Source organism: Ruegeria sp. BG6, assembly GCF_056538465.1.
The window spans coordinates 37520-57958 of record NZ_JBQFTB010000015.1; the positions used below are offsets into that span (position 1 = coordinate 37520).

Genomic DNA, 20439 nt, shown 5'->3' on the forward strand with positions numbered 1-20439 from the left:
AAATAATGGCCGGTCAGTCCAACCGGACGCCTTCGCGCTGCAGCCTTTCGCGCAGCACTTCAATTTCAACCGTCAGATCACTTCGGTCATCCAATAGCATCTTGCGGGTGCGCGCGGCGAAATTCTGTTCCAGATCATCCAGCAAAGATGAATAATCTGACAAGGCTTGCGCATCGCGGGTGCGCGCGTAGACATCTGCAAACTTGATCGTCGCATCGCGGGCACCTTGCAGATAAACCGTCAGGTATTTGCGGGCACCGGCCAGATCGCGCGGGTCTTCCTCGACTGTGCGAAACAGATCGCGGGCGGTGTCCTGAAACCGTTCAACCCGGGCTTCGACAGTACGGTCCCCGGCACGTTTGATTGCGTCGGTCATTTCGGAAAGATGGGCTTCGGCGTCTTCCACTACACGTGCGACGCGATCCTGTTGAAAGGTGTCTATACCTTCCATGCCTTTGTCTTTCATCGGATCAAGGCCAAACGAGACCGAGTGCAGAACCGCCGCCGCTGCGCCAAACAGAACAGGCGCTAGCAAACTGACCTGCGACACCGCATCGGCATCCAGATACTCGGTCCGGTACGAGGCAAGCGCCACACCCAACCCGGTCAGAATGCTGGCGAAAATCTTGCGTGGAAAGGCGGGGCGGCGGGCTGTGCGACGGGCGTTGTAGGCCCCTTCGGCGCGCAGGCCTTCGCGCAGCAGAAACGCAGCCGCCGTCAGCAAACCGGCAGCCACAAGACCCATGGTCATGCCGATGGCACCGTCGTTCAGAGACAGGAACACCAGGGGGATTGCCGGAATGAAAAGAACATTCGCCCGCGCGCCCGCAGGTTCGACCCGCGCACTGTCAAATTGTCCGCGCTTGGGCTGATCCGAAGGTGTCGTATCACCCTGGGGGCTGTATTTTCCACCGTACTTTTTGGCCATGCGCCTATAGCCCTCCCAGCAGGCCGGTGCATACTCCAAACAACAGCACCAGCAGTGCCGCGTAGGCCAGTTTTTGCACTCCGCTTCCGGACATGGCACCCCCAAGGACATCCGCGTTCACAGAAAATTTAGTGTATGCGCGGGCTTGGCGCTAGGGGGAAGGTTGTGTGACTGGCGTCACTTGCGAGTTTTCTTGCCGACCGGGGGACGTTTTCGTTGTGGGCGCGTGGTCCGTTTAGCGGTGCCATCGGGTTTTTCGCCGCCTTCCAGCCCCAGCTGATCCCGCATCACGCGGCGGCGCACTTCTTCGACCTCGCCGGGCTTCAGGTCGCCCAACTGGAATGGTCCATACGAGACCCGGAGCAGGCGGTTCACCGCATACCCGATATCCTCGATTGCGCGGCGAATCTCGCGGTTCTTGCCTTCGCGCAGGCCGATCGTCAGCCAGGCGTTCGCCCCTTGTTGGCGGTCCAGGGAAACGGTCATCGGCTGAAACCGTTCCCCGTCGATCACCAAACCCTTGCGCAGCGGTTCGAAATCTTCATCCTTCGGCCGGCCGTTCACCCGGACGCGGTATTTGCGCAGCCAACCGGTCGAAGGCAGTTCCAGCTTGCGCTTGATGCCACCGTCATTCGTCAGCAGCAGCAACCCCTCGGAATTGAGGTCAAGCCGCCCGACGCTCATGACCCGGGGCATGTCCTCGGGCAGTTTGTCAAAAATCGTCGCGCGGCCCTTTTCGTCGCGTGTGGTTGTCACCAGCCCAGAAGGTTTGTGATACAGCCAAAGGCGCGAGGGTTCGGGTTCGGACACCGGCTTGCCATCGACCACAATTCTGTCTTTCGAGGTGACATTCAGCGCCGGGCTGTCGATCACCTTGCCATTCACGGCCACGCGACCTGCTTCGATCATGCGTTCAGCCTCGCGGCGCGAGGCGACGCCCGCGCGGGCAAGGACCTTGGCGATCCGGTCGCCGGGAGGAGGGGTGTTGCTCATGGACCCGGCCATAACCTATCCTGCCCGCTTGCGAAAGGCAGGTTTCTGATGCAGTCAGAGATATGGAATTCAGATCGCAAATGAGCGCGGCGCTGGAACAGGCCAGATTGGCAGGCGAACGCGGAGAGGTTCCGGTCGGTGCGGTTATCATCGCGCCCGACGGTCGGATTGTTGCGACCGCAGGCAACCGGACGCGCGAGTTGAATGATCCGACCGCCCATGCCGAAATTCTGGCCCTACGCGCTGCCTGCGCCGATGCTGGGTCCGAGCGACTACCGGATCATGATCTTTATGTCACGCTGGAGCCGTGCGCGATGTGCGCTGCCGCTTTGGCCGCCGCGCGCATTCGGCGTGTTTATTACGGGGCTGCCGATCCGAAATCGGGCGGTGTGGCACATGGCGCACGGGTCTTTACCCACCCGCAGACGCATCACAAGCCGGATGTTTATGATGGTATCGCAGCCAAAGAATGCGAAACCCTGCTGCTTGAGTTCTTTGCCGATAAGCGGGCAGGTAGGTGACTTTACCCTGACGTGGTTTGAAAGGGTCTAGGTCCAGTCCAAACGGTAAACTGTCTGGTGCCCGCCGAACCCTTTAAGCTGAACTGGTTTCGGCGCGCTGAACTTCAATCCGGCGGCGTTCCCCACCAGCAGCCTTGTCACGTCAGTCACGTGAATTTCGTATGGCCCGCTGACATTCGTAACCCGCGCCGCCTTGTTGACGACGGACCCAAAGAAATCTTCGTCCTTGTGGATGACGTCGCCGGTATGAATCCCAATCCGAAGGCCAAGCGCCGTGTCGACTGTGGCCGACCTGTTTTCCCGTTGGAAATTGACGGCCGCCTGAACTGCGTCATGGACGGACGAAAAAATCGACATGGTGCCGTCGCCGAGCGATTTGACCAGACGCCCCTGATGCGACTGGATCACTTTCTCTGCCAGATCAAAGTGATCCGATATGACTTTGATCCACTCCTGATCGCCCAGTCGCCGTGTGATTTCGGATGATCCGGCAATGTCTGTGAACATGACCGAGGCGGTGCCCTCGCTCTGTTCCTGCGTGAACTCGCGCCGTGCCGCTTCGATCAGCGCATTCAGGGCCTCATGTTCGATCCCGATCTTTTCCATGTTAGAGGTCGGATTGGAGACATGCATCTGCACTATTTTCCAGACGCCGTTTTCCAGATGGAGAACAAAGGTAAATCGGTGCAACGCGGCTTTGCCGTTCGTGGCAAAGGTCATCGTCGCTTCACAATGTGCCCAACCGGCGTTTCCGCACTCGAAGGCTTCCAGCGAATGTTCCTGCCAGGCATAGTCGGGAATTTCTTTCGTATGATCGACGAAACCCTGTCGGAACACCTGCCCGGACCAGGATTCATCATCTGCCGATCCCTGATAACGCAGGTGTTCCGAAGTTGAGAGCATGTTCTCCAAAACCGCGCGGTCCCTGTCTTGCACGGCCTTGTTCCATCGCCGCACAACCGCGATCAATTCCGGTGAAGGAGAAACCTCGCCGCTCACATCGGACCTATAGTTTAATCGCCTGCATCACTTCAGGCTCGATCACATCGACGCCGGGCAGGCCGTCTTTCAGATCCTGCGCAGATTGCTCAAGGATCGGGAAGGTTTTGTAGTGGCAGGGTATCACGGTCCGAAAATTGAAATAGCGCTTGGACGCATAAGCCGCGCCTTTCATGTCCATGGTGAAATGGCCGCCCGCGGACAGAATGCCGATATCCGGTTTGTAATAGTCGCCCATCCAGTCCATGTCGGCCATGATATCAGTGTCACCAGAGACATACAGCGTTTTGCCCTCGGTGACGATCATGAACCCGACCTCGGTGCCGCCGGTGCGCAGCCCCTCCGGCGTCGAAAAGGTTGAACTGTGCGACGCAGGTACCATCGAAACCTTGACGCCGTTCAGGTCGACCGTGCCGCCTTTGTTGAATCCGACCGTTTCGATGCCTTCATTTTCGCCCCAAAAACCCATCAGATCGAATTGGCCGACAACCGGCACGCCCAGGCGCTTCGCCAAGGGAAGGATATCGACCACATGGTCGAAATGGGTATGTGTCAGCAGGATATGCGTGGCCCCTTCGATCGCCGCGTCATGCTGAGTTTCGGGCAGGACGGGGTTACCGCTCAGCCAGGGATCGATCAGCAAGACCTGACCGCCGGTTTCGATGCGGAAACTGCCGTGGCCCAACCAGATGATATTCATGAAAATCCTCCCATTCAGACTGTTGGCCTCAGCCTAGCATCGGCTATGTAAAAATCCATGGACTGGATGCAGGAAATCGATAGCTATTGCGAACGACTGTCGCCCGCCTATTGGGCTGAACCGGTCAATGCGCTGACCAATGCGGCCTTCCTGGTTGCTGCATGGGTAATGTGGTGCCGGGTACGAGGGCAGGGTATGCCCTTGGCGAAGGTGCTGGTCGCAGTGCTCGCGCTGATCGGAGTGGGCAGTTTTCTGTTTCATACTCATGCACAGGTTTGGGCAGCTATTGCCGACACAACGCCCATCCTTCTGTTCATTCTGGTCTACATCTATGCGGCAAACCGCGACATCTGGCGGATGTCTCCGGTATGGGCGCTGGTCGGCACCGCGCTTTTCATCCCTTATGCGGCTGCGACAATCCCGCTGTTTCGGTTTGTGCCGGGTCTTGGCGGGTCCGCTGCCTACGCGCCGGTCCCGTTGCTGATCCTGATCTATGCTGCATTGTTGCGGTCGAAAAAACCTGTTCTAGCGCGTGGCATGACCGCCGGGGCAGTACTGCTGATCCTGTCCATCACGTTCCGCGCGCTTGATCCGGCCCTGTGTGCCCAATTCCCGATGGGCACACACTTTATGTGGCATCTGTTGAACGCAACGATGCTGGGTTGGATGATCGAAGTCTACAGAAAGGACCTGGCCGAAAATCAGGTCTGATCGGCGCGAAAAGCATCGGCCAGATGATCGGGCAGGTCGAATTCCCGCAACACCCGCGCGCGCCCTTCGTCAGACATCTTTCGGGCCGTTTTCTCGACGATGCTTTGAATCTTCTCGGCCGAGTGTTTTGCGGCAAAGGGCTGGAAGTACCATTTGAGAAAGACGAAACAGATCACGTCTTCCAGGGCCTGAACTTCGGCCTCGCGTTTGATGCCTTGCTTGCGCAGCATCCGGCCCGCGGCATCGATCTGATCGGTGCCGTAGCCTTCCTTTTTCATCAGGCCCATGACGACCTCGGCATGGTGAACGCCCTGCGCCTTGCGCCAAGCCAGATAACCGGCCCGACCTTCGGGGTATTCGGTGCGCGCCAGTTTCCAGCGTTCCACGTGCTGACCGCGTGCCGCAATCTGCAGCGCGTCAGAGGCGTCGGGGAACAGCCGCGCAAGCTCCTCGCTCACCCGCTTGCCATAAAGCAGGGCCTCCGGCTCTCCGCCATCCTGGTTGGGGTCTTGTATGTTGACTGCGTCGATCGCGTCCAGGACGGCTTGTTTTTGTGCGCTCATGTATGGCTCCATAGTCTGGCAATTCTGCGCCTGCCGGATCTCCCGGCGGGTCATTTCGCCCTATGGTAGCGGCTTGTCGCATGGTCCGCAGCATGCAATTGCAGCAACGCCGGATCAGTCGCGTCATATCTGATCCGGCGCTTCCTTCTATTTAGTTTCCGCGAATTGTCGTGTCCTTGGTGACCGGTTGGGTAACCGGTTCGGGGAAGGTCAGGGTGCGGGTCAACGGGGTGAAATCAAAGCCCGAAGCCATTGCTGGCGCAATGGCGACAGTTGCGGACAAAACGAAGGCGGTGATGAAGGTTTTCATGATCTTTCTCCGGGTTTTGTGCTGTTGCACATGTCAGAAAGTGAACAGCGCAGTTCAGTTTTTCAAGATGCAAAGTGAACCGTGTAGTTCACTTTTTTGCATATGAGATATTCAAAATTGAATGGGGTGCTGCGGACCTGCCATGATCACCTTCGATCATCCGCCGAGTCTGTTGGTCTTGCGACCGGTGCGGCAGACGGGTAAATGCCCCCTAACGCATATGAGGTTTTCCGATGTCGATTGACCAAAGCACCGCCGCCAAGGTGGCCAAACTGGCCCGGATCAAGGTCGAGGACGACGCGCTGCCGGCGCTGGCGTCCGAGTTCAACACCATTCTTGGGTTCATCGAGCAACTCAACGAAGTGGATGTCGAAGGCGTCGAGCCGATGGTCTCGGTCGAGCCGATGCGCCTGAAACGTCGCGAGGATGTGGTCACTGACGGAAACCAGCAGGACAAGGTTCTAGCCAATGCCCCCGACGCCCGCGAAGGCTTTTTCGCAGTCCCCAAAGTGGTGGAGTAAGACATGAGCGATCTGAACAAACTGGGCCTGGCCGAAGCCCGAGACGCGCTGCGCAAGGGTGATGTGACCTCAGTCGAGCTGACCGAAGCCTGCCTGAAAGCAATCGATCAAGCAGATGCTTTGAATGCTTTTGTCCACAAGACGCCCGAGATTGCACTGGAGCGCGCCAAGGCGGCTGATGAGCGGATCAAGGGCGGCGACGCACCGTCGATGTGTGGCTTGCCAATCGGCATCAAGGATCTGTTCTGCACCAAAGGCGTGCCCTCGCAGGCGGCCTCGAAGATTCTGGAAGGTTTCAAGCCGGAATACGAATCCACCGTTTCGCAGCAACTGGCCGATGCGGGCGCGGTTATGCTGGGCAAGCTGAACATGGACGAGTTCGCCATGGGCAGCAGTAACGAAACTTCTGTATATGGCAACGCGGTCAGCCCCTGGCGCCGCGGCAATGACGACGCGCAACTGACACCAGGCGGTTCATCCGGTGGGTCGGCTTCGGCCGTGTCTGCCGACCTTTGCCTAGCGGCAACCGGTACCGATACCGGCGGTTCGATCCGTCAGCCTGCCGCCTTCACCGGCATCACCGGCATCAAGCCGACCTATGGTCGTTGCTCGCGCTGGGGTATCGTCGCCTTTGCCTCTTCGTTGGATCAGGCTGGTCCGATGACCAAGAACGTGCGCGATGCTGCGATCATGCTCGAGGCGATGTGCGGTCACGATCCCAAGGACTCGACCAGTGCCGAACTGGCGGTGCCGAACTTTGAGGCGATGCTGACCGGCGACATCAAGGGCAAAAAAATCGGTATCCCCAAAGAATACCGCATGGATGGAATGCCTGCTGAGATTGAAAAGCTCTGGGCCGAAGGGGCCGAGATGCTGAAAGCAGCGGGTGCCGAGATTGTCGATATTTCGCTGCCGCATACTAAATACGCGTTGCCCGCGTATTACGTGATCGCACCGGCCGAGGCGTCCTCGAACCTTGCGCGTTATGACGGTGTGCGTTATGGCCGCCGCGCGCAACTGGCGCAGGGTGACGGCATCACCGAGATGTACGAAAAGACCCGCGCCGAGGGTTTCGGACATGAGGTGCAGCGCCGTGTCATGATTGGTACTTATGTGCTGTCAGCCGGTTTCTATGACGCCTACTACAACCGCGCTCGCCGCGTTCGGACCCTGATCAAGAAAGATTTCGAGGACGCGTTTGCCGCCGGAATCGATGCGATTCTGACACCTGCGACACCGTCGGCCTCCTTTGGTCTGGGCGAGATGACCGAAGCCGACCCTGTTCAAATGTATTTGAACGACGTGTTCACCGTGACGGTGAATCTGGCCGGTCTGCCCGGTATTTCGGTGCCTGCGGGTCTGGATTCACAAGGTCTGCCCCTTGGCCTGCAACTGATCGGACGTCCGTGGGACGAAGGCGATCTGCTCAACACCGCCTATGCGCTGGAAAACGCGGCCGGTTTCGTGGCCAAGCCGGGGAAATGGTGGTAAGCCTCTGGCAACCAGAGCAGCAGACACGGAGCAGTCACATGCGCTTTTTGCTTCTGATCCCCGCCATCGGCGTGGTGGCGGCTTGCACCGACGTGGCACCAGTGGCCAACACGGGATTCAACACGCCTGATTACCAGGCGCAACGCGAGGCTGAACTGGCCGGGCAGGGACTGGGCGGTAATCCGTTGCTTGGCCCGGTGGACGTGTCCGCACAACCGCTTGGCGCTCCGGGTGCGGTGACACCCGTGGCGACCGGGGCCAATGCGGACATCGCTTCTCAGACAGCCGCCGCCTTGGCCAGCACTTCTCCGCAGGGCGCATCCACTCCGATCCCGGTGTCCAATGCACAGGGAATTTCCGACGAACAGGATTTTGCGGCCGTATCCAACCGCCGCAGCATCGAATCCGACTCCGCCCTGATCGAACAGAACCGCCAGACCTACGAGGTCGTCGCACCAACCGCCGTACCGCAGCGCGGGGCGGACGGACAGCCCAACATCGTTCAATATGCTCTGAACACGTCGAACCCCGTGGGGACCCAGCTTTACAGCCGCGCGGGGTTCAACCTGCAGGCCAAGGCGCAGCGCAACTGCGCGAAATATCCGTCCCCGGATCAGGCACAGATCGATTTTTTGTCAAATGGCGGCCCGCAGCGGGATCGTCAGGGGCTTGACCCGGACGGTGACGGCTATGCTTGCAACTGGGACCCAAGCCCGTTCCGCAGTGCCGTCAGCAACTGATCCCCTGACGCCGATCTGGCACCCGTCGCCAAATTTCGGACCGCGCCGCGACAGGTTGAAGCCGTCTTTGGTTGTACTCCACTACACGGCGATGGACAGCGCGCAGGCGGCCTTGGAACGTCTGTGCGATCCGCAGGCCGAAGTCTCCGCACACTACCTGATCGGAAATGATGGCACCCTCTGGCAAATGGTGCCCGAGGAAGACCGCGCATGGCATGCGGGGGCAGGGGAGTGGTTCGGTCAAAGCGATATCAACTCGCGCTCGATCGGGGTCGAGCTGGACAATACAGGCTTTCATCCCTTTTCGCACCTTCAGATGAATGTGCTGGAACACCTGTTACCCCAAATCATGACGCGCTGGTCGATCCCGCCGCGAGGCGTGATCGGGCATTCCGACATGGCACCGGGCCGCAAATCAGACCCCGGCCCCCGCTTTGACTGGCCTCGACTCGAACGTCAGGGGCTTGCGGCGCGGCGAGGGCAGGGAAGCTGCCCTCTGAACGCGTTGAAACACGAGTTCCGCATCAAGGCCCGCTTGGCAGGCTATACCGCTGACACGGATGACGAAACACTACTCACCACCGTTAGGCTCAGATACCGCCCCTGGGCTAAAGGTCCGCTCACACCCGCTGACCTTGCGCCGATCAGCTGAGTCTCCCCAGAACAAGTCCGGGCTTCATCTGGCTATAAATATCCCGGGGTTGAATTGGCCGCAGGCCAAGAAGGGGCTGGCCCCTTCGCACCCTGACCACTCTTGACGCCACCGCCCCCAAGGCATACCCAACGCCAGCGCGGAGGGCCGGATGGCCGCTGGGGTGCAAGCCCGAGAGGAAAGTCCGGACTCCACAAGGCAACGGTGCCGGGTAACGCCCGGGCGGGGCAACCCGACGGAAAGCGCCACAGAAAACAAACCGCCTTGCTTGCAGGGTAAGGATGAAACGGTGGGGTAAGAGCCCACCGCGCCGCTGGCAACAGCGGCGGCACGGCAAGCCCCACCGGGAGCAATGCCAAATAGGGTCCCCGCGCGGGCCGGTCGGCGCAAGCCGATACCGCCGCTAAGTGCGTCTTGGCCGAGAGGGACCGGGTTGGCAGCTTGAGCCGCACAGCAATGTGCGGCCTAGAGGAATGGTCATCGAAGGGGGCAACCCCGGAACAAGATCCGGCTTACAGGCCCTCCGCGCGTATCCTCTTACCCTCCGGGTGGTGTGTAGGCACCGGTCAGGGCCGCCGCTTTTTCCGTGATGGCAACAAAATCCTCTGCCGTCCACGCGCGGACCGTCTCTATCTTGTCGACGGCGCCCGATGCGCCGACGGCCATTCCGACCGCAACTGCGTCGGTGCCGTCAGGTGCCTCACTGATAACAACCACATCGTTCGATCCGGTGGTCATATAGAATGCCAGCAGCTTGCCGCCCACCTTGTCAAGCAGGGCTTTGACCGGCGCGGTGCGGTCTGATGGCTTATGCAGCATTCCCTTGATGCCGGATTGGGAATAGGTGGCGTAAGTTATGAATAAAGGCATTTTCTCCTCCTGGGATCAATGTGACGGAACCCTGAATTCGGCCGGTTCCCTGGCCGTTTGAGAGCCTAGGTGCCGGAATATATCGCGCTTGCCAGCACCCAGGCACCTGTTGCAATCAAACCGATGCCCGTCGCCGGGATCAGCCAGCGGGCTCGGGGCAGAAGTTTTTCCAGCGCAACGTAAATTGCGATGGCGACAATCCAGTAGAGGTTCATGATGCCGCCGACGAACAGCAAGAGCATCAGGGCCCAGCAGCAGCCCAGACAAAATGTCCCGTGAATGACGCCCATGCTGAACGCACCCGATGCGCCGGGCCGATTGTGTTCGGCAAGAAACCGGGCGGGGCTTTGGCAATGTCGCAGACAAGCGGATTTGAGCGATGAAAGCTGATAGAGGCCCGCCGCAATCAGGACAAAGCCTGCAAAAGCCTTTGACCGGACGGTCATCATGGGGCCATCAGACAGGCCGACCTGCTCAAGACCCCATTGCGCCAGTGTCGCAAGCAGGCTGAAGCCCCCCCAGGCGATTAGGTATCCTGCGAGGAACAGCAAGCTGAGGCGGGCCGCATTGGCCTTGTCAGCGCCGACACGTTTGAGGGCCAGAAACAACAGGACAACAGGGGCCGCGCTGGGGGTCATCATGGCGATCATCATGACCCACCACATCAAAAAGATGAGCAGCGCGTAGGGCAGGCTCCATGGCCGGTCGACCGGCATCTGCATGGGCTCACCGATTGGCCGGGCCATCCTTGTCATTTCGACGGCAGACATGTTCATGCCGATCCCGGCAATCGTGTACCATGAGGCCCCGAGAACGATGACCAAGACACTGACCAGAACGATCAGCCTGTCCTGTCGCAGCAACCGCTCAGCGACCGCCACGGGCGGTGCGTCAGAGTTTCGTGTCATGCGACGCCCCTGTTAAGCGCCCAAAACACCGTGGCCGGAAATGTTGAGATGCGCCAAGTGTGCGTGGGTGGCATCAAATGTCAGGCTTATGGCACCCCCGGATGTTCTCGTCGTACCTGCGGCGGATTCCGCGTGGCGGTACTCGAACCCGTTCGGCAGCTGGATGGATGCGCGGTGCGGTGCCCCGGATACGATATGCGGGATCGGGTTGACCTCGACGTCGAAGATACCGTGGACTTTCGCGAACCCCTTGCGTTCCTCGCGATCCCAGTCCAGCTCGATCGGAAGGTACAGAGTTTCGTGTTTCTGCGGGGCCATGGCGCTGTAGACGTACCACATGGTGGCCATTTCATCGGTGTCCTCGCCGGTCATGATCGCTTGCAGGGCCGCCCGCTGATCGGGACTGGCGCTTTCGTCGATGATAAGCTGCATCTGACCGCCGCCTTCGTGGATCGGTCCGGGCCAGTAATAGACGCCGGCAGCGCGTAAGCCCGCCAGATCGGTATCGCCATATTTGCCAGCTTCAATGTCAAAGACGACAACCGCTTCGCAATTCCCATGTGTGGGAAGTACGCTGAACTGGCAAGGACAACCGAAATTGCAGTTACAATTGGCCAGCTCTTCCCCCTGAATAGTCCATTCTGTCATGATAGCCCCCCAGAAAAACATGCCTTAAAACTCTGCTGACAGAGGTTTCGCCTGTTTTCGGTGCCTCAAGCGTTAAGCGCTTGGATGGCTTCTTGGGTCTTTGAACTGGCGGCACGGTATCACGAATTCGTGATCCGGGCAATTGAAGCTCCGCATGTGCGGGAAAGCGCCAATTTAATGATGGAAATGCGCAAGCGCGAACATGGTTTTTCGTTTTCGTATAGTCTTGTGTCTGCTGAGTTTTCAGTCCGCAACAGTCCAGCCGTTGTCCGACGAATTTCGAAAGCCGGGTTCAAGGACGTCTGAGTAGGTGCGGTAAGGAGTAATTTTTGAATCGGGAGGACGATTATGAGTTTCATGAAAGCACTTGCCTCGGTGGCCGTAGGGTTTGCTGCCGCGAAAGGACTGGAGAAATACAAGCAGATGGGCGGCATGGCTGGCCTGCAGGATGCAATGCAGGGTGCGGGGGGCGGATTTGGCATGGACCAGCTTGGCAAGATGGCCGAGCAGTTCGGCATGCCCGGCGGGGCCGCCGGGCTTCAGGAGATGATCGGCAAGCTGGGTATGGTCAACCCGGCTGGTGCCGCCGGGCTGGGCGGTCTGATGAACGCCATGCAGGGCGCGGCTAGATCGGGCAGCCAGCAGACGGCGGACATGATGGATACCGTGTTCCGGGGAACACCCGGCGGTGCCGTCATGGAGGAGCAGGCCAAACTGATGTTGCGGGCGATGATCCAGGCGGCCAAGGCGGATGGTGAACTGGATACTCATGAAAAAGAAACAATTCTGGGAGAGTTAGGCGACGACGTCAGCGATGAGGAGCGAGCCTTCGTTCAAGAACAACTGAACGCGCCGATTGATGTCATGGGCTTGGCGGCCGCTGCGGGCGGACCTTTGAAAACACAGATATACGCCACGTCTCTGGCTGCGATTCGTCTGGATAACTCGCGTGAGGCGTCATACCTGCGTCAGCTGGCAACCGCATTGGGGCTGTCGGACGCGGAATGTAATCAGATTCATACCTATATGGGGGCACCGACACTTCCTGCATAAGGCCATCCCAACTTCTGCTGCCTCGATGCGCGCGATAGCCCTTGACATGGGCTGTGCAGCGCGTAAAAGCGCACGCTCATAGGAATTCAACCGAAAGGCCCCTGCCTTTTCGGACGCAGGAGATAACCATGGCGAAGCCGACGACAATCAAGATCCGTCTGAACTCGACCGCGGGCACGGGCCACTTCTACGTGACCAAGAAAAACGCTCGCACCATGACCGAGAAGATGACCATTCGTAAATACGACCCGGTCGCTCGCAAGCATGTCGAGTACAAGGAAGGCAAGATCAAGTAATCTGCCTGTCCATCCGGACACAGTTAAAGGGTTCTGCGAAGCAGGACCCTTTTTTTGTTTTTCAACGTTTCACAAGCGCGTTTGTGCATTTCTAATGCACGTCCATGGCCGTTGCAGCAGAGCATCAGCATATGGCCCAATCGCATCCCCGGCGTCTTGCTTTTCGTGGCGACCTGCCGCTACGTTTGAGCAAACCGCCACAAAACGTTGAGCGCCATGAAAAAAATCTTGTTATCTTCGACCCTCGTTCTGAGCCTGTCGGCCTGTGAGGACCCGTTCAACCGCCAGGGCGTTGGTTTTACCGGCATTGATGGTGAACCGCGCACGGTCTCGGAAGTCGAAGGCGCAGTTGCATTTGCACCGCCAGCGACAAATGTACCTGCGGAACTTGCGAAAATTCCGACCGTTTCGGTCGTCTCGGATGAGACTGAATTGTCAAAAATCGCCGGTGTGGCGATTGCCAATGGCGGGCAATCCGATGTCAGTGCTGTTCAATTGTCCAACCAGGGCAGCAACCTGTACCTGAGCACTGTCAGCGTAAACGGCACGCTTTTCGGGGTTCTGCGCACCGCCAGCAACGGTGGAAAAGTGGACAGTTCCACAGGAGCGGCGTTTGGCGCCAACACGGAACGGTTCACCGGGTGCCTGCCAGCTGGCGAAGTTTACCGGAAAGGGTCTGACAGTCGCAGCTCCGGTTTTGCGGTACCGCTGAACTGTAGCTGATACTCGGACTGACATCGAATTTGATTGGGCCCCACCTTTTCGGTGGGGCTTTTTCATTGAGGGCTAGGGTCACGCCATTCCATTATGGTCAGAGAATGGTTCAGCCCGGAATGGGCCATAAGGGCCTGGGACGGGGCGTTGAAACTGGCGACCGAGGCCGTGAGAACGCTTCCGCCAACCAGCCTCAGCCGCGATTTGACGGCTTCCAGCAGCGCGGTGCCGATGCCACGGCGGCGCGCGGCCCTGTCGACGCTGATCTGGTGGAGCACAGCGCGGGTATCAACCGGGTGAAAGGGTGACGCGGGGCGCCGGGAAATCTCGAAAATGGCATAACCCAGCAGCTTGTCGCGTTCGAAAAAACCGACAGTAAACAGGTTGGGCTGCATGAGCCAGGATTGCAGGTAGTCGGCCAGCTCGGCATCCGGCGGTAGCACTGCGTATCTTTCAGGCTGATGTTCCAGATGCAGGTCGTGAACCTGGTGCAGCAGGGGTAAAATCAGACGGGCCTGATCTGGCCGGATGTCCTGAATCGTCATTGGTTTTCTTTCCGCAAAAGAAAAGGGCGGGTCTTTCGGACCCGCCCTTTCGTATTGGATTGTGCGCCGCGTTATTCGCGGTTGCCAAACAGCTGGAGCAGGAACATGAACATGTTGATGAAGTCCAGATACAGGCTCAGCGCGCCCATGATGGCGGCTTTGCCCAGCCATTCCTGATCACCCGAGTGGGCCATCTGCAGGTATGTGGCCTTGATGTTCTGCGTGTCATACGCGGTCAGACCGGCAAAGATCAGAACGCCGATGACCGAAATGGCGAAAGCCATGGCAGACGAGGCGATGAAGATGTTGACGATCGACGCCACGATCAGGCCGATCACGCCCATGATCAGGAACGTACCCATCGCCGAAAGGTCTTTTTTGGTGGTGTAGCCATACAGCGACAGGCCCGCGAAGGCGATCGCGGTGATCAGGAACACCTGAATGATCGACTGGCCGGTGAAGACCAGGAAAATCCAGCTGATCGATACCCCCATGACAGCGGCAAACAGGTAGAACACCGTCTGTGCGCCGGCTGCGGACAGGCGATTGATCCCGGCGCTGAAGCCAAAGATGAAGGCCAGCGGAGCGAACATGATCACCCATTTAAGCGGCGAAGCGAACAGTGCGTATCCGAGCGACGTCAGATACTTGGTCTCGCTCAGCTGAGCTGCCGCGGCAGACGGATCAGTTGTGGTCGCAAGGCCGGCGATGGCCCATGCAGCCAGGAAAGTGATCAGCATACCCACGGACATGGTGCCGTAGACTTTGTTCATGTGGGCGCGCAGGCCCTCGTCAATCTGGGCGGCGCGCGCACCGGTCGCCGTCCGGATCGTGTCAAATTGTGCCATTAAGGGTCTCCCTTCGCAATTCTGGTTCAGCCCGCAGTTGCAGACCGATTTCCCTGCAAATATCGGAGAGTGAGGCACATGTTTCAAGAGTTTTACGCCCAAAACCTGCTAAAACACTCGACAAATCTGACGGCATTGTTTCAGTTGCCGCCAGATCGCGATGCTTGACCGGTCAATAAAGGCGTTTGTGCCAGTTTTCGGGAGCATCCCAGAACGGGCGGGCTGCTTCGCGACTGGCCTCGATGTGTGTCACACCGATGTCTTTCAGTGCGTTGCCATCCAGCTTGGCAAGGTCACGACGCTGCCGGGCAAGGCCAAGAAGATCCCGCAATCTGTAGCCTTTCGATGGCTGTTTGCATACGTGCTCGTGTGATGCTGCAATTTGGGTCATAACGGTTGTCCTTTCCTTGCTCTGTGATGATTAATGCAGTTTGCATCAACTTCCTTGATTTATATGTATCACTGTGGCACATTTTAAAAATGAATGTTTTTGACGTGAATCATCAGGATTCGTGAAATGAGAAATTTGGACATCACCACTTTGCGGTCCTTCGTTGCCGTGGCCGATCAGGGCGGCGTCACACGCGCCGCCGGTTTTCTGCACCTGACGCAATCTGCGGTTTCGATGCAGCTCAAGCGGTTGGAGGAGCTTCTGGGCCTTGAGCTACTGGATCGCAGCGGCAGAACCATCGCGTTGACGGCGTCGGGCGAACAATTGCTGGCCTACGCGCGCCGCATGATCGCCCTGAACGACGAAGTGATCTCGAAACTCACCGATCAGGCTTTCGAAGGCGAAGTCGTGCTGGGCGTGCCGCATGACATTGTTTATCCGGCGATCCCGCGCGTGCTACAGCGTTTCAACGCAGATTTTCCGCGTGTCCGCGTCCAGCTGGTTTCGTCCTATTCGCTGCAACTCAAGGACATGTACAAGCGCGGCGAATGTGATCTGATACTGACGACCGAGGCCTCGGCGGCCGAAGGTGCGGAAACCGTGGCCGAGTTGCCGTTGCGCTGGATTGGAGCTTCTGGCGGGTCGGCGTGGCGCAAGCGCCCATTGCCTTTGGCGCTTGGTCGGCGCTGTTTGTTCCGGCCTCAGGTCATTGCGGCGCTGGACGCGGCGGGTATCCCCTGGGAATTGTCTGTCGAAACAGAAAACGACCGTACAATCGAAGCGACCGTCAGCGCCGATCTTGCCGTTCACGCAATGCTGGATGGAACGGAGGCCGCGCATCTGCAGCAAATCGACTCGGGTGGGGCATTGCCAGAGCTGCCTGCCCACATGATCAACCTTTACGGAGGGGATCCCGGTCGCGGCGCGGTGATCGAGGAGCTGGCGTCGCTGGTTCGTCAGAATTTCCGCATGGTGGGCGGCACACCATTGAAGGCCGTGGTCGGGTGACAGGCCTCAGATCGTGATGACGATCTTGCCGGTTGATTTCCGTTCTTTCAGCAAACGCATGCCCTGTTCCACGTCCTCCAGTGGCAGGGTGTGGCTGATATGCGGTTTGATCCGGCTTTCTGCGCGCCAACGGAACAGCGTGTCAAAGCTGTCGCGCACGATCTGCGGCCTGAATTTCAGATACCCACCGATATAAAGCCCGATTACGGTCAGGTTCTTGACCAGAAGATGGTTGGCCGGAATTTGCGGAACCTCTCCACCGGCAAAGCCGATCGGCAGCAGTCGGCCTTCGGGGTTCGTGGCACGGAAGGCGGCTTTGAACACGTCGCCGCCAATCGCATCATAGACCACGTCCGCCCCGCCCAGTTCCCTGACGCGGGCGCGCAGGTCTTCGGAGGCATCCACGAGATGATCCGCACCAGCCGCGCGGGCCACCGCAAGCTTTTCAGAACCACGGGCCTGCGCAATCACTGTCGCGCCCATCAGTTTGCCGATTTCAACGGCAGTCAGGCCGACACCGCCCGCCGCGCCGGTGACCAAAAGGGTTTCGCCGGGTTGCAGGCGCGCGCGGTGATCCAGCGCGATATGGCTGGTGCCGTATGCAATCTGAATTGCGGCGGCGTCCTCGAAGTTGATCTGATCGGGCAGGGGAATCGCCCTTTCGGCATCGAATACGCCAAACTCGGCCAGTCCACCCTGACCAGAATAGACCGCAACACGGTCCCCGGGCTTCAGATGAGAGACATTGTTTCCAATTTCATCAACAATACCCGCGATCTCCATGCCCAACGTAAACGGAGTATCCGGCGTGTCCTGATACGTGCCGTTCTGCATAAGCAGATCCGCAAAATTTAATCCGCACGCTTTAATAGCGACCCGAACTTGATCTCGCCCCGGCTTCGGGACGTCGATGTTGCAGAGCCGGGCTGTTGATTCTTCGGACTGAAGGCGAAAGGCCAGCATCGTCGCGCTCCTTGTTTTTCGCATAGGTCAGCGATGCGGGGGGAATGTCAATCAATTACCAGAGGGCGCGTGAATGATGTATAATAGGGCTTCGTTGATTGTGTCTGTTCGGGAAACAGAACGCTCAAAACCAGCGGTTGTACAACCACAAACCATTATGCGATGTTACTGATTCAACCTTCTTGAAAAAAAAGACAAAAGAGGTGATATTGAAATCTGGTGCTGTTTCGGGGGGAGCACATTCCTGAATTAGGGAATAGTTAACAGCGGCTCGCTAGGTTGGCGAACACGTTTGTTTTTTTGCGTAACCCCCGGCAGTTGTGTGTGTAGTAGAGGAGAATACCAATGACTCATCACGTCGATGTCCATGTGGGCAAACGCGTAAGGCATCGCCGCTGGCTGATTGGCATGACCCAGCAGCAGCTGGCCGAGCAGGTTGGTATCAAGTTTCAGCAAATCCAGAAATACGAAACCGGGGCCAACCGGATCAGCGCATCGCGCCTTTGGGACATCGCCGAAGCATTGGATGTGCCGGTCAGCTTTTTCTTTGAGGGTCTGGAAGAAACCCAGAAAGAAGATGCAGGGAAGAAATCGGTGCCTGCCGATCTGATGGGGGATAAGGAAGCTTTGGATCTGGTTCGCTCGTACTACGCGATCCCGGAAAACCAGCGCCGTCGTCTGTTCGAACTGGCGCGTGTTCTCAGTGACGTCGCCTGATCAGCAGGCTTGACTTCGGAACGCGCTGACCGCACGGGTTGCGCATGTATCAAAGTTCAGCAACCGATCTGGAAATCGCCGGGGAAATGGCCGATGCGGCGCGCGCGGCCATACTTCCTTACTTCCGGCAGTCCGACCTTGAAACGTCCAACAAACTGGCTGATGGGTTTGACCCCGTAACAATCGCTGACCGCGAGGCGGAAAAGGCGATGCGGGCAGTTCTGGCGCGGCGCTGCCCTCAGGATGGTATTTTCGGCGAGGAATTCGGCCATGTCGATGGCACCAGCGGGCGGACCTGGGTTCTTGATCCGATCGATGGTACGCGAGGGTTCATCAGCGGTACCCCGACATGGGGCGTTTTGATTGCATTGAGCACGCAGGACGGGCCGATCCTGGGTGTGATTGACCAGCCTTATATTGGTGAGCGGTTCGTGGGGTCCGCACACGCGGCACAGGTCACAGGCCCGACAGGCACCCGACAGCTCAGGACCCGGTCCACGCAATCGCTGGATCAGGCGATGGTGTTCACAACCTTTCCCGAAGTTGGAACGCCTGAAGACCGGGCCGGGTTTGAGGCGGTGTCTCAGCAAGCCAGACTGACCCGTTATGGAATGGACTGTTATGCCTACGCCCTTCTGGCGGCAGGTCAGGTTGATCTGGTGATCGAGGCCGGACTGAACGCTTATGACATTCAGGCGCCAATCGCCGTTATTCAGGCGGCGGGTGGTATCGTGACAGATTGGCAGGGCAGACCGGCCCACAATGGAGGCCGCGCACTGGCAGCTGCCAACCCGGACATCCACGCCTCTGCGCTGGAGATTCTTCGCAATTTTTGAAACCTGTTGATGGCACCCGCAGCCGTCGGTACAGTGCCGATGGCTGGTTCTTGTGTCCGTTTTCCGCCAGCCCATGCACTTCTTGCACGAGACGGACTGATGCAGGAGGGCACAAATTGACTGAAACTCTGATAAAGAACGCCGATTTCATTCTGACAATGAATGACGATCGGCAGGAACTGAATGGCGCGGACATCCTGATCCGGGACGGCGTTATTGCTGAATTAGGGCAGGGGCTTACCACAACCGGTGATGTGCACGACGCCATGGGCTGCGTCGTGACCCCCGGCCTGGTGAATACGCACCACCACCTTTACCAAACTCTGACCCGGGCGGTTCCCGGAGGTCAGGATGCGCTGTTGTTTGGGTGGCTGCAAACGCTCTATCCGATCTGGTCCCGCTTTGGCCCGGAAGAGATGTTCGTCTCGGCGCAGATCGGATTGGCCGAACTGGCGCTTTCGGGATGCACGCTCAGTTCCGATCATCTGTATCTTTATCCCAATGGTGCGCGGCTGGACGACACCATCGCCGCCGCCGCCGAACTGGGCCTGCGCTTTCATCCGACACGCGGCGCGATGAGTATCGGTGAGAGCGATGGTGGCCTGCCGCCGGACATGTTGGTCGAGGCAGAGCAGGATATTCTGTCTGACATGATCCGGGTTGTGGACAAATTCCACGATCCATCCGAAGGGGCGATGTGCCGCGTCGGTCTGGCCCCGTGCTCACCATTCTCGGTCAGTCGTGAACTGATGCGCGACACGGCGGTGCTGGCACGGGACAAGCGCGTGATGCTACACACTCATCTGGCTGAAAACGACGAAGACATTGCCTATTCCCAGTCACAATTCGGATGCCGCCCGGGCCAGTATGCGCAGGAGTTGGGGTGGACCGGTTCGGACGTCTGGCACGCCCATTGCGTCAAGCTGGACAGTGCCGAAATCGACCTGTTTGCCCGAACCCGCACCGGTGTTGCACATTGCCCGTGTTCAAACTGCCGGTTGGGGTCAGGCATCGCGCGGGTCCGCGCAATGCGCGACGCGGGCGTTCCGGTTGCGTTGGGCGTCGACGGGTCGGCCAGCAATGACAGTGGCAATCTGGTGGCCGAGGCCCGGCAGGCGATGCTGTTGCAGCGGGTCGCGAATGGCGCGGATGCCATGTCGGCCCGCGAAGCGCTCGAGATAGCAACCCGTGGCGGTGCGGACGTGCTCAACCGCCCCGATTGCGGGCGGCTTATGCCGGGCAAACGCGCCGATATCGCGATCTGGGATGTATCCGGCATAGAAAGCGCGGGAAGCTGGGATCCGGCCGCCTTGCTGCTTGCGGGGCCGGTTCGGGTCAAACATCTGTTCGTCGAAGGCAGACAAATCGTGCGGGATGGGCATATAGTTACGCTGGACATGCCCCGCGTGATCGAACGCCAGAATGAACTTGCGCGGGCGCTTGCCGGATAAGCGTCGATCTCGTCGTCTGTTCAGAAATTCCGTTGCCGGAGGAATGCGCCGTCAGGCGTATT

27 protein-coding genes and 1 other RNA gene are annotated in these 20439 nt (G+C 58.7%); 15 read left to right on the forward strand and 13 right to left on the reverse strand.

Translation table 11 applies throughout. The features are described 5' to 3' along the window. Positions 1-13: 13 nt before the first annotated feature. Together ACR0JW_RS20465 and ACR0JW_RS20470 are read right to left on the reverse strand one after the other, a co-directional pair. Positions 14-928: a 5-bromo-4-chloroindolyl phosphate hydrolysis family protein gene (locus ACR0JW_RS20465; RefSeq protein WP_480714374.1), complete on the reverse strand. Its 915-nt coding sequence runs from the start codon at positions 926-928 to the stop codon at positions 14-16. Between the two features lie 177 nt (positions 929-1105). Beyond that, on the reverse strand, positions 1106-1921 hold the full coding sequence (locus tag ACR0JW_RS20470; protein WP_480525629.1) for a pseudouridine synthase: 816 nt from the start codon (positions 1919-1921) through the stop codon (positions 1106-1108). Positions 1922-1983: 62 nt separating this feature from the next. Between ACR0JW_RS20470 and ACR0JW_RS20475 the strand changes: the two genes are divergently transcribed. Continuing rightward, positions 1984-2442 (forward strand): nucleoside deaminase, encoded by a 459-nt coding sequence (locus tag ACR0JW_RS20475; RefSeq protein WP_480714375.1) that lies wholly within the window; start codon positions 1984-1986, stop codon positions 2440-2442. 27 nt (positions 2443-2469) lie between these two features. Here the strand turns inward: ACR0JW_RS20475 and ACR0JW_RS20480 are convergent, their stop codons facing one another. Together ACR0JW_RS20480 and ACR0JW_RS20485 are read right to left on the reverse strand one after the other, a co-directional pair. Then, entirely contained in the window at positions 2470-3441 is a 972-nt protein-coding gene (locus ACR0JW_RS20480; protein ID WP_480714376.1) for an adenylate/guanylate cyclase domain-containing protein, read from the reverse strand. Positions 3442-3448: 7 nt separating this feature from the next. Next, complete coding sequence (locus ACR0JW_RS20485; RefSeq protein WP_480714377.1) at positions 3449-4141, reverse strand: metal-dependent hydrolase; 693 nt, start codon at positions 4139-4141, stop codon at positions 3449-3451. 57 nt (positions 4142-4198) lie between these two features. On the opposite strand from ACR0JW_RS20485, the gene ACR0JW_RS20490 reads away from it, so the two are divergent. Beyond that, a complete protein-coding gene (locus tag ACR0JW_RS20490) occupies positions 4199-4852 on the forward strand; it encodes a ceramidase domain-containing protein (protein WP_480714378.1) in 654 nt (217 codons plus the stop codon). Here ACR0JW_RS20490 and ACR0JW_RS20495 read toward each other — a convergent pair. Together ACR0JW_RS20495 and ACR0JW_RS20500 are read right to left on the reverse strand one after the other, a co-directional pair. Continuing rightward, the gene (locus ACR0JW_RS20495; RefSeq protein WP_480714379.1) at positions 4843-5415 is read right to left on the reverse strand and encodes a DUF4202 domain-containing protein; all 573 of its coding nucleotides are present in this window, start codon (positions 5413-5415) and stop codon (positions 4843-4845) included. The two genes, ACR0JW_RS20490 and ACR0JW_RS20495, sit on opposite strands and share 10 nt — an antisense overlap. 151 nt (positions 5416-5566) lie before the next feature. Next, positions 5567-5725, reverse strand: a complete 159-nt coding sequence (locus ACR0JW_RS20500) for a hypothetical protein (RefSeq protein WP_170682028.1) — start codon at positions 5723-5725, stop codon at positions 5567-5569. A 233-nt stretch (positions 5726-5958) separates the two neighbouring features. Here ACR0JW_RS20500 and gatC point away from each other — a divergent pair, with 233 nt between their 5' ends. From gatC to rnpB, 5 genes are all read left to right on the forward strand, one after another. After that, the gene (gatC, locus tag ACR0JW_RS20505; RefSeq protein WP_170325838.1) at positions 5959-6246 is read left to right on the forward strand and encodes an Asp-tRNA(Asn)/Glu-tRNA(Gln) amidotransferase subunit GatC; all 288 of its coding nucleotides are present in this window, start codon (positions 5959-5961) and stop codon (positions 6244-6246) included. 3 nt (positions 6247-6249) lie between these two features. After that, positions 6250-7737 (forward strand): Asp-tRNA(Asn)/Glu-tRNA(Gln) amidotransferase subunit GatA, encoded by a 1488-nt coding sequence (gene gatA / locus ACR0JW_RS20510; protein WP_170609860.1) that lies wholly within the window; start codon positions 6250-6252, stop codon positions 7735-7737. Positions 7738-7775: 38 nt separating this feature from the next. Then, positions 7776-8477, forward strand: coding sequence for a hypothetical protein (locus ACR0JW_RS20515; protein ID WP_480714380.1), 702 nt, complete (start codon positions 7776-7778; stop codon positions 8475-8477). Then, on the forward strand, positions 8428-9129 hold the full coding sequence (locus ACR0JW_RS20520) for an N-acetylmuramoyl-L-alanine amidase (RefSeq protein ID WP_170682026.1): 702 nt from the start codon (positions 8428-8430) through the stop codon (positions 9127-9129). Before ACR0JW_RS20515 ends, ACR0JW_RS20520 begins: the two co-directional genes overlap by 50 nt. Before the next feature lie 139 nt (positions 9130-9268). After that, positions 9269-9660, forward strand: an RNA gene (gene rnpB, locus ACR0JW_RS20525) — RNase P RNA component class A. Positions 9661-9666: 6 nt separating this feature from the next. Here rnpB and ACR0JW_RS20530 read toward each other — a convergent pair. From ACR0JW_RS20530 to ACR0JW_RS20540, 3 genes are all read right to left on the reverse strand, one after another. Continuing rightward, positions 9667-9999 carry a GYD domain-containing protein gene (locus tag ACR0JW_RS20530; RefSeq protein ID WP_170682025.1) on the reverse strand — a complete coding sequence of 111 codons (333 nt, stop codon included), beginning with the start codon at positions 9997-9999 and terminating at the stop codon, positions 9667-9669. A 65-nt stretch (positions 10000-10064) separates the two neighbouring features. Then, entirely contained in the window at positions 10065-10907 is an 843-nt protein-coding gene (locus tag ACR0JW_RS20535; protein WP_170682024.1) for a DUF2182 domain-containing protein, read from the reverse strand. 12 nt (positions 10908-10919) lie between these two features. Beyond that, positions 10920-11555 carry a DUF1326 domain-containing protein gene (locus ACR0JW_RS20540; protein WP_170609870.1) on the reverse strand — a complete coding sequence of 212 codons (636 nt, stop codon included), beginning with the start codon at positions 11553-11555 and terminating at the stop codon, positions 10920-10922. Positions 11556-11639: 84 nt separating this feature from the next. Here ACR0JW_RS20540 and ACR0JW_RS20545 point away from each other — a divergent pair, with 84 nt between their 5' ends. From ACR0JW_RS20545 to ACR0JW_RS20560, 4 genes are all read left to right on the forward strand, one after another. Further along, positions 11640-11861, forward strand: a complete 222-nt coding sequence (locus tag ACR0JW_RS20545; RefSeq protein WP_170682023.1) for a hypothetical protein — start codon at positions 11640-11642, stop codon at positions 11859-11861. 42 nt (positions 11862-11903) lie between these two features. Beyond that, the gene (locus ACR0JW_RS20550; RefSeq protein WP_170682022.1) at positions 11904-12608 is read left to right on the forward strand and encodes a DUF533 domain-containing protein; all 705 of its coding nucleotides are present in this window, start codon (positions 11904-11906) and stop codon (positions 12606-12608) included. A 128-nt stretch (positions 12609-12736) separates the two neighbouring features. Beyond that, positions 12737-12904, forward strand: a complete 168-nt coding sequence (gene rpmG, locus ACR0JW_RS20555; RefSeq protein WP_010441901.1) for a 50S ribosomal protein L33 — start codon at positions 12737-12739, stop codon at positions 12902-12904. A gap of 216 nt (positions 12905-13120) precedes the next feature. Beyond that, positions 13121-13627, forward strand: coding sequence for a hypothetical protein (locus ACR0JW_RS20560; protein ID WP_170682021.1), 507 nt, complete (start codon positions 13121-13123; stop codon positions 13625-13627). A gap of 53 nt (positions 13628-13680) precedes the next feature. Here ACR0JW_RS20560 and ACR0JW_RS20565 read toward each other — a convergent pair whose 3' ends face one another. The 3 genes from ACR0JW_RS20565 to ACR0JW_RS20575 form a co-directional block, all read right to left on the reverse strand. Beyond that, positions 13681-14163, reverse strand: coding sequence for a GNAT family N-acetyltransferase (locus tag ACR0JW_RS20565; RefSeq protein ID WP_170682020.1), 483 nt, complete (start codon positions 14161-14163; stop codon positions 13681-13683). A 71-nt stretch (positions 14164-14234) separates the two neighbouring features. Next, positions 14235-15011 carry a Bax inhibitor-1/YccA family protein gene (locus ACR0JW_RS20570; protein ID WP_170609877.1) on the reverse strand — a complete coding sequence of 259 codons (777 nt, stop codon included), beginning with the start codon at positions 15009-15011 and terminating at the stop codon, positions 14235-14237. A gap of 172 nt (positions 15012-15183) precedes the next feature. Continuing rightward, the gene (locus ACR0JW_RS20575; RefSeq protein WP_170682019.1) at positions 15184-15402 is read right to left on the reverse strand and encodes a DUF1127 domain-containing protein; all 219 of its coding nucleotides are present in this window, start codon (positions 15400-15402) and stop codon (positions 15184-15186) included. 126 nt (positions 15403-15528) lie between these two features. On the opposite strand from ACR0JW_RS20575, the gene ACR0JW_RS20580 reads away from it, so the two are divergent. Next, a complete protein-coding gene (locus tag ACR0JW_RS20580) occupies positions 15529-16410 on the forward strand; it encodes a LysR family transcriptional regulator (RefSeq protein WP_170609881.1) in 882 nt (293 codons plus the stop codon). Positions 16411-16416: 6 nt separating this feature from the next. On the opposite strand, the gene ACR0JW_RS20585 is transcribed toward ACR0JW_RS20580, so the two are convergent. After that, positions 16417-17373 carry an NADPH:quinone oxidoreductase family protein gene (locus ACR0JW_RS20585; protein WP_170682018.1) on the reverse strand — a complete coding sequence of 319 codons (957 nt, stop codon included), beginning with the start codon at positions 17371-17373 and terminating at the stop codon, positions 16417-16419. A gap of 345 nt (positions 17374-17718) precedes the next feature. Between ACR0JW_RS20585 and ACR0JW_RS20590 the strand changes: the two genes are divergently transcribed. From ACR0JW_RS20590 to ACR0JW_RS20600, 3 genes are all read left to right on the forward strand, one after another. Then, positions 17719-18090, forward strand: coding sequence for a helix-turn-helix domain-containing protein (locus tag ACR0JW_RS20590; protein WP_170609884.1), 372 nt, complete (start codon positions 17719-17721; stop codon positions 18088-18090). A gap of 44 nt (positions 18091-18134) precedes the next feature. Continuing rightward, positions 18135-18926: a histidinol-phosphatase gene (gene hisN / locus ACR0JW_RS20595; RefSeq protein WP_170682017.1), complete on the forward strand. Its 792-nt coding sequence runs from the start codon at positions 18135-18137 to the stop codon at positions 18924-18926. 116 nt (positions 18927-19042) lie between these two features. Continuing rightward, on the forward strand, positions 19043-20377 hold the full coding sequence (locus ACR0JW_RS20600; protein ID WP_480714381.1) for an 8-oxoguanine deaminase: 1335 nt from the start codon (positions 19043-19045) through the stop codon (positions 20375-20377). Positions 20378-20439 lie beyond the last annotated feature (62 nt).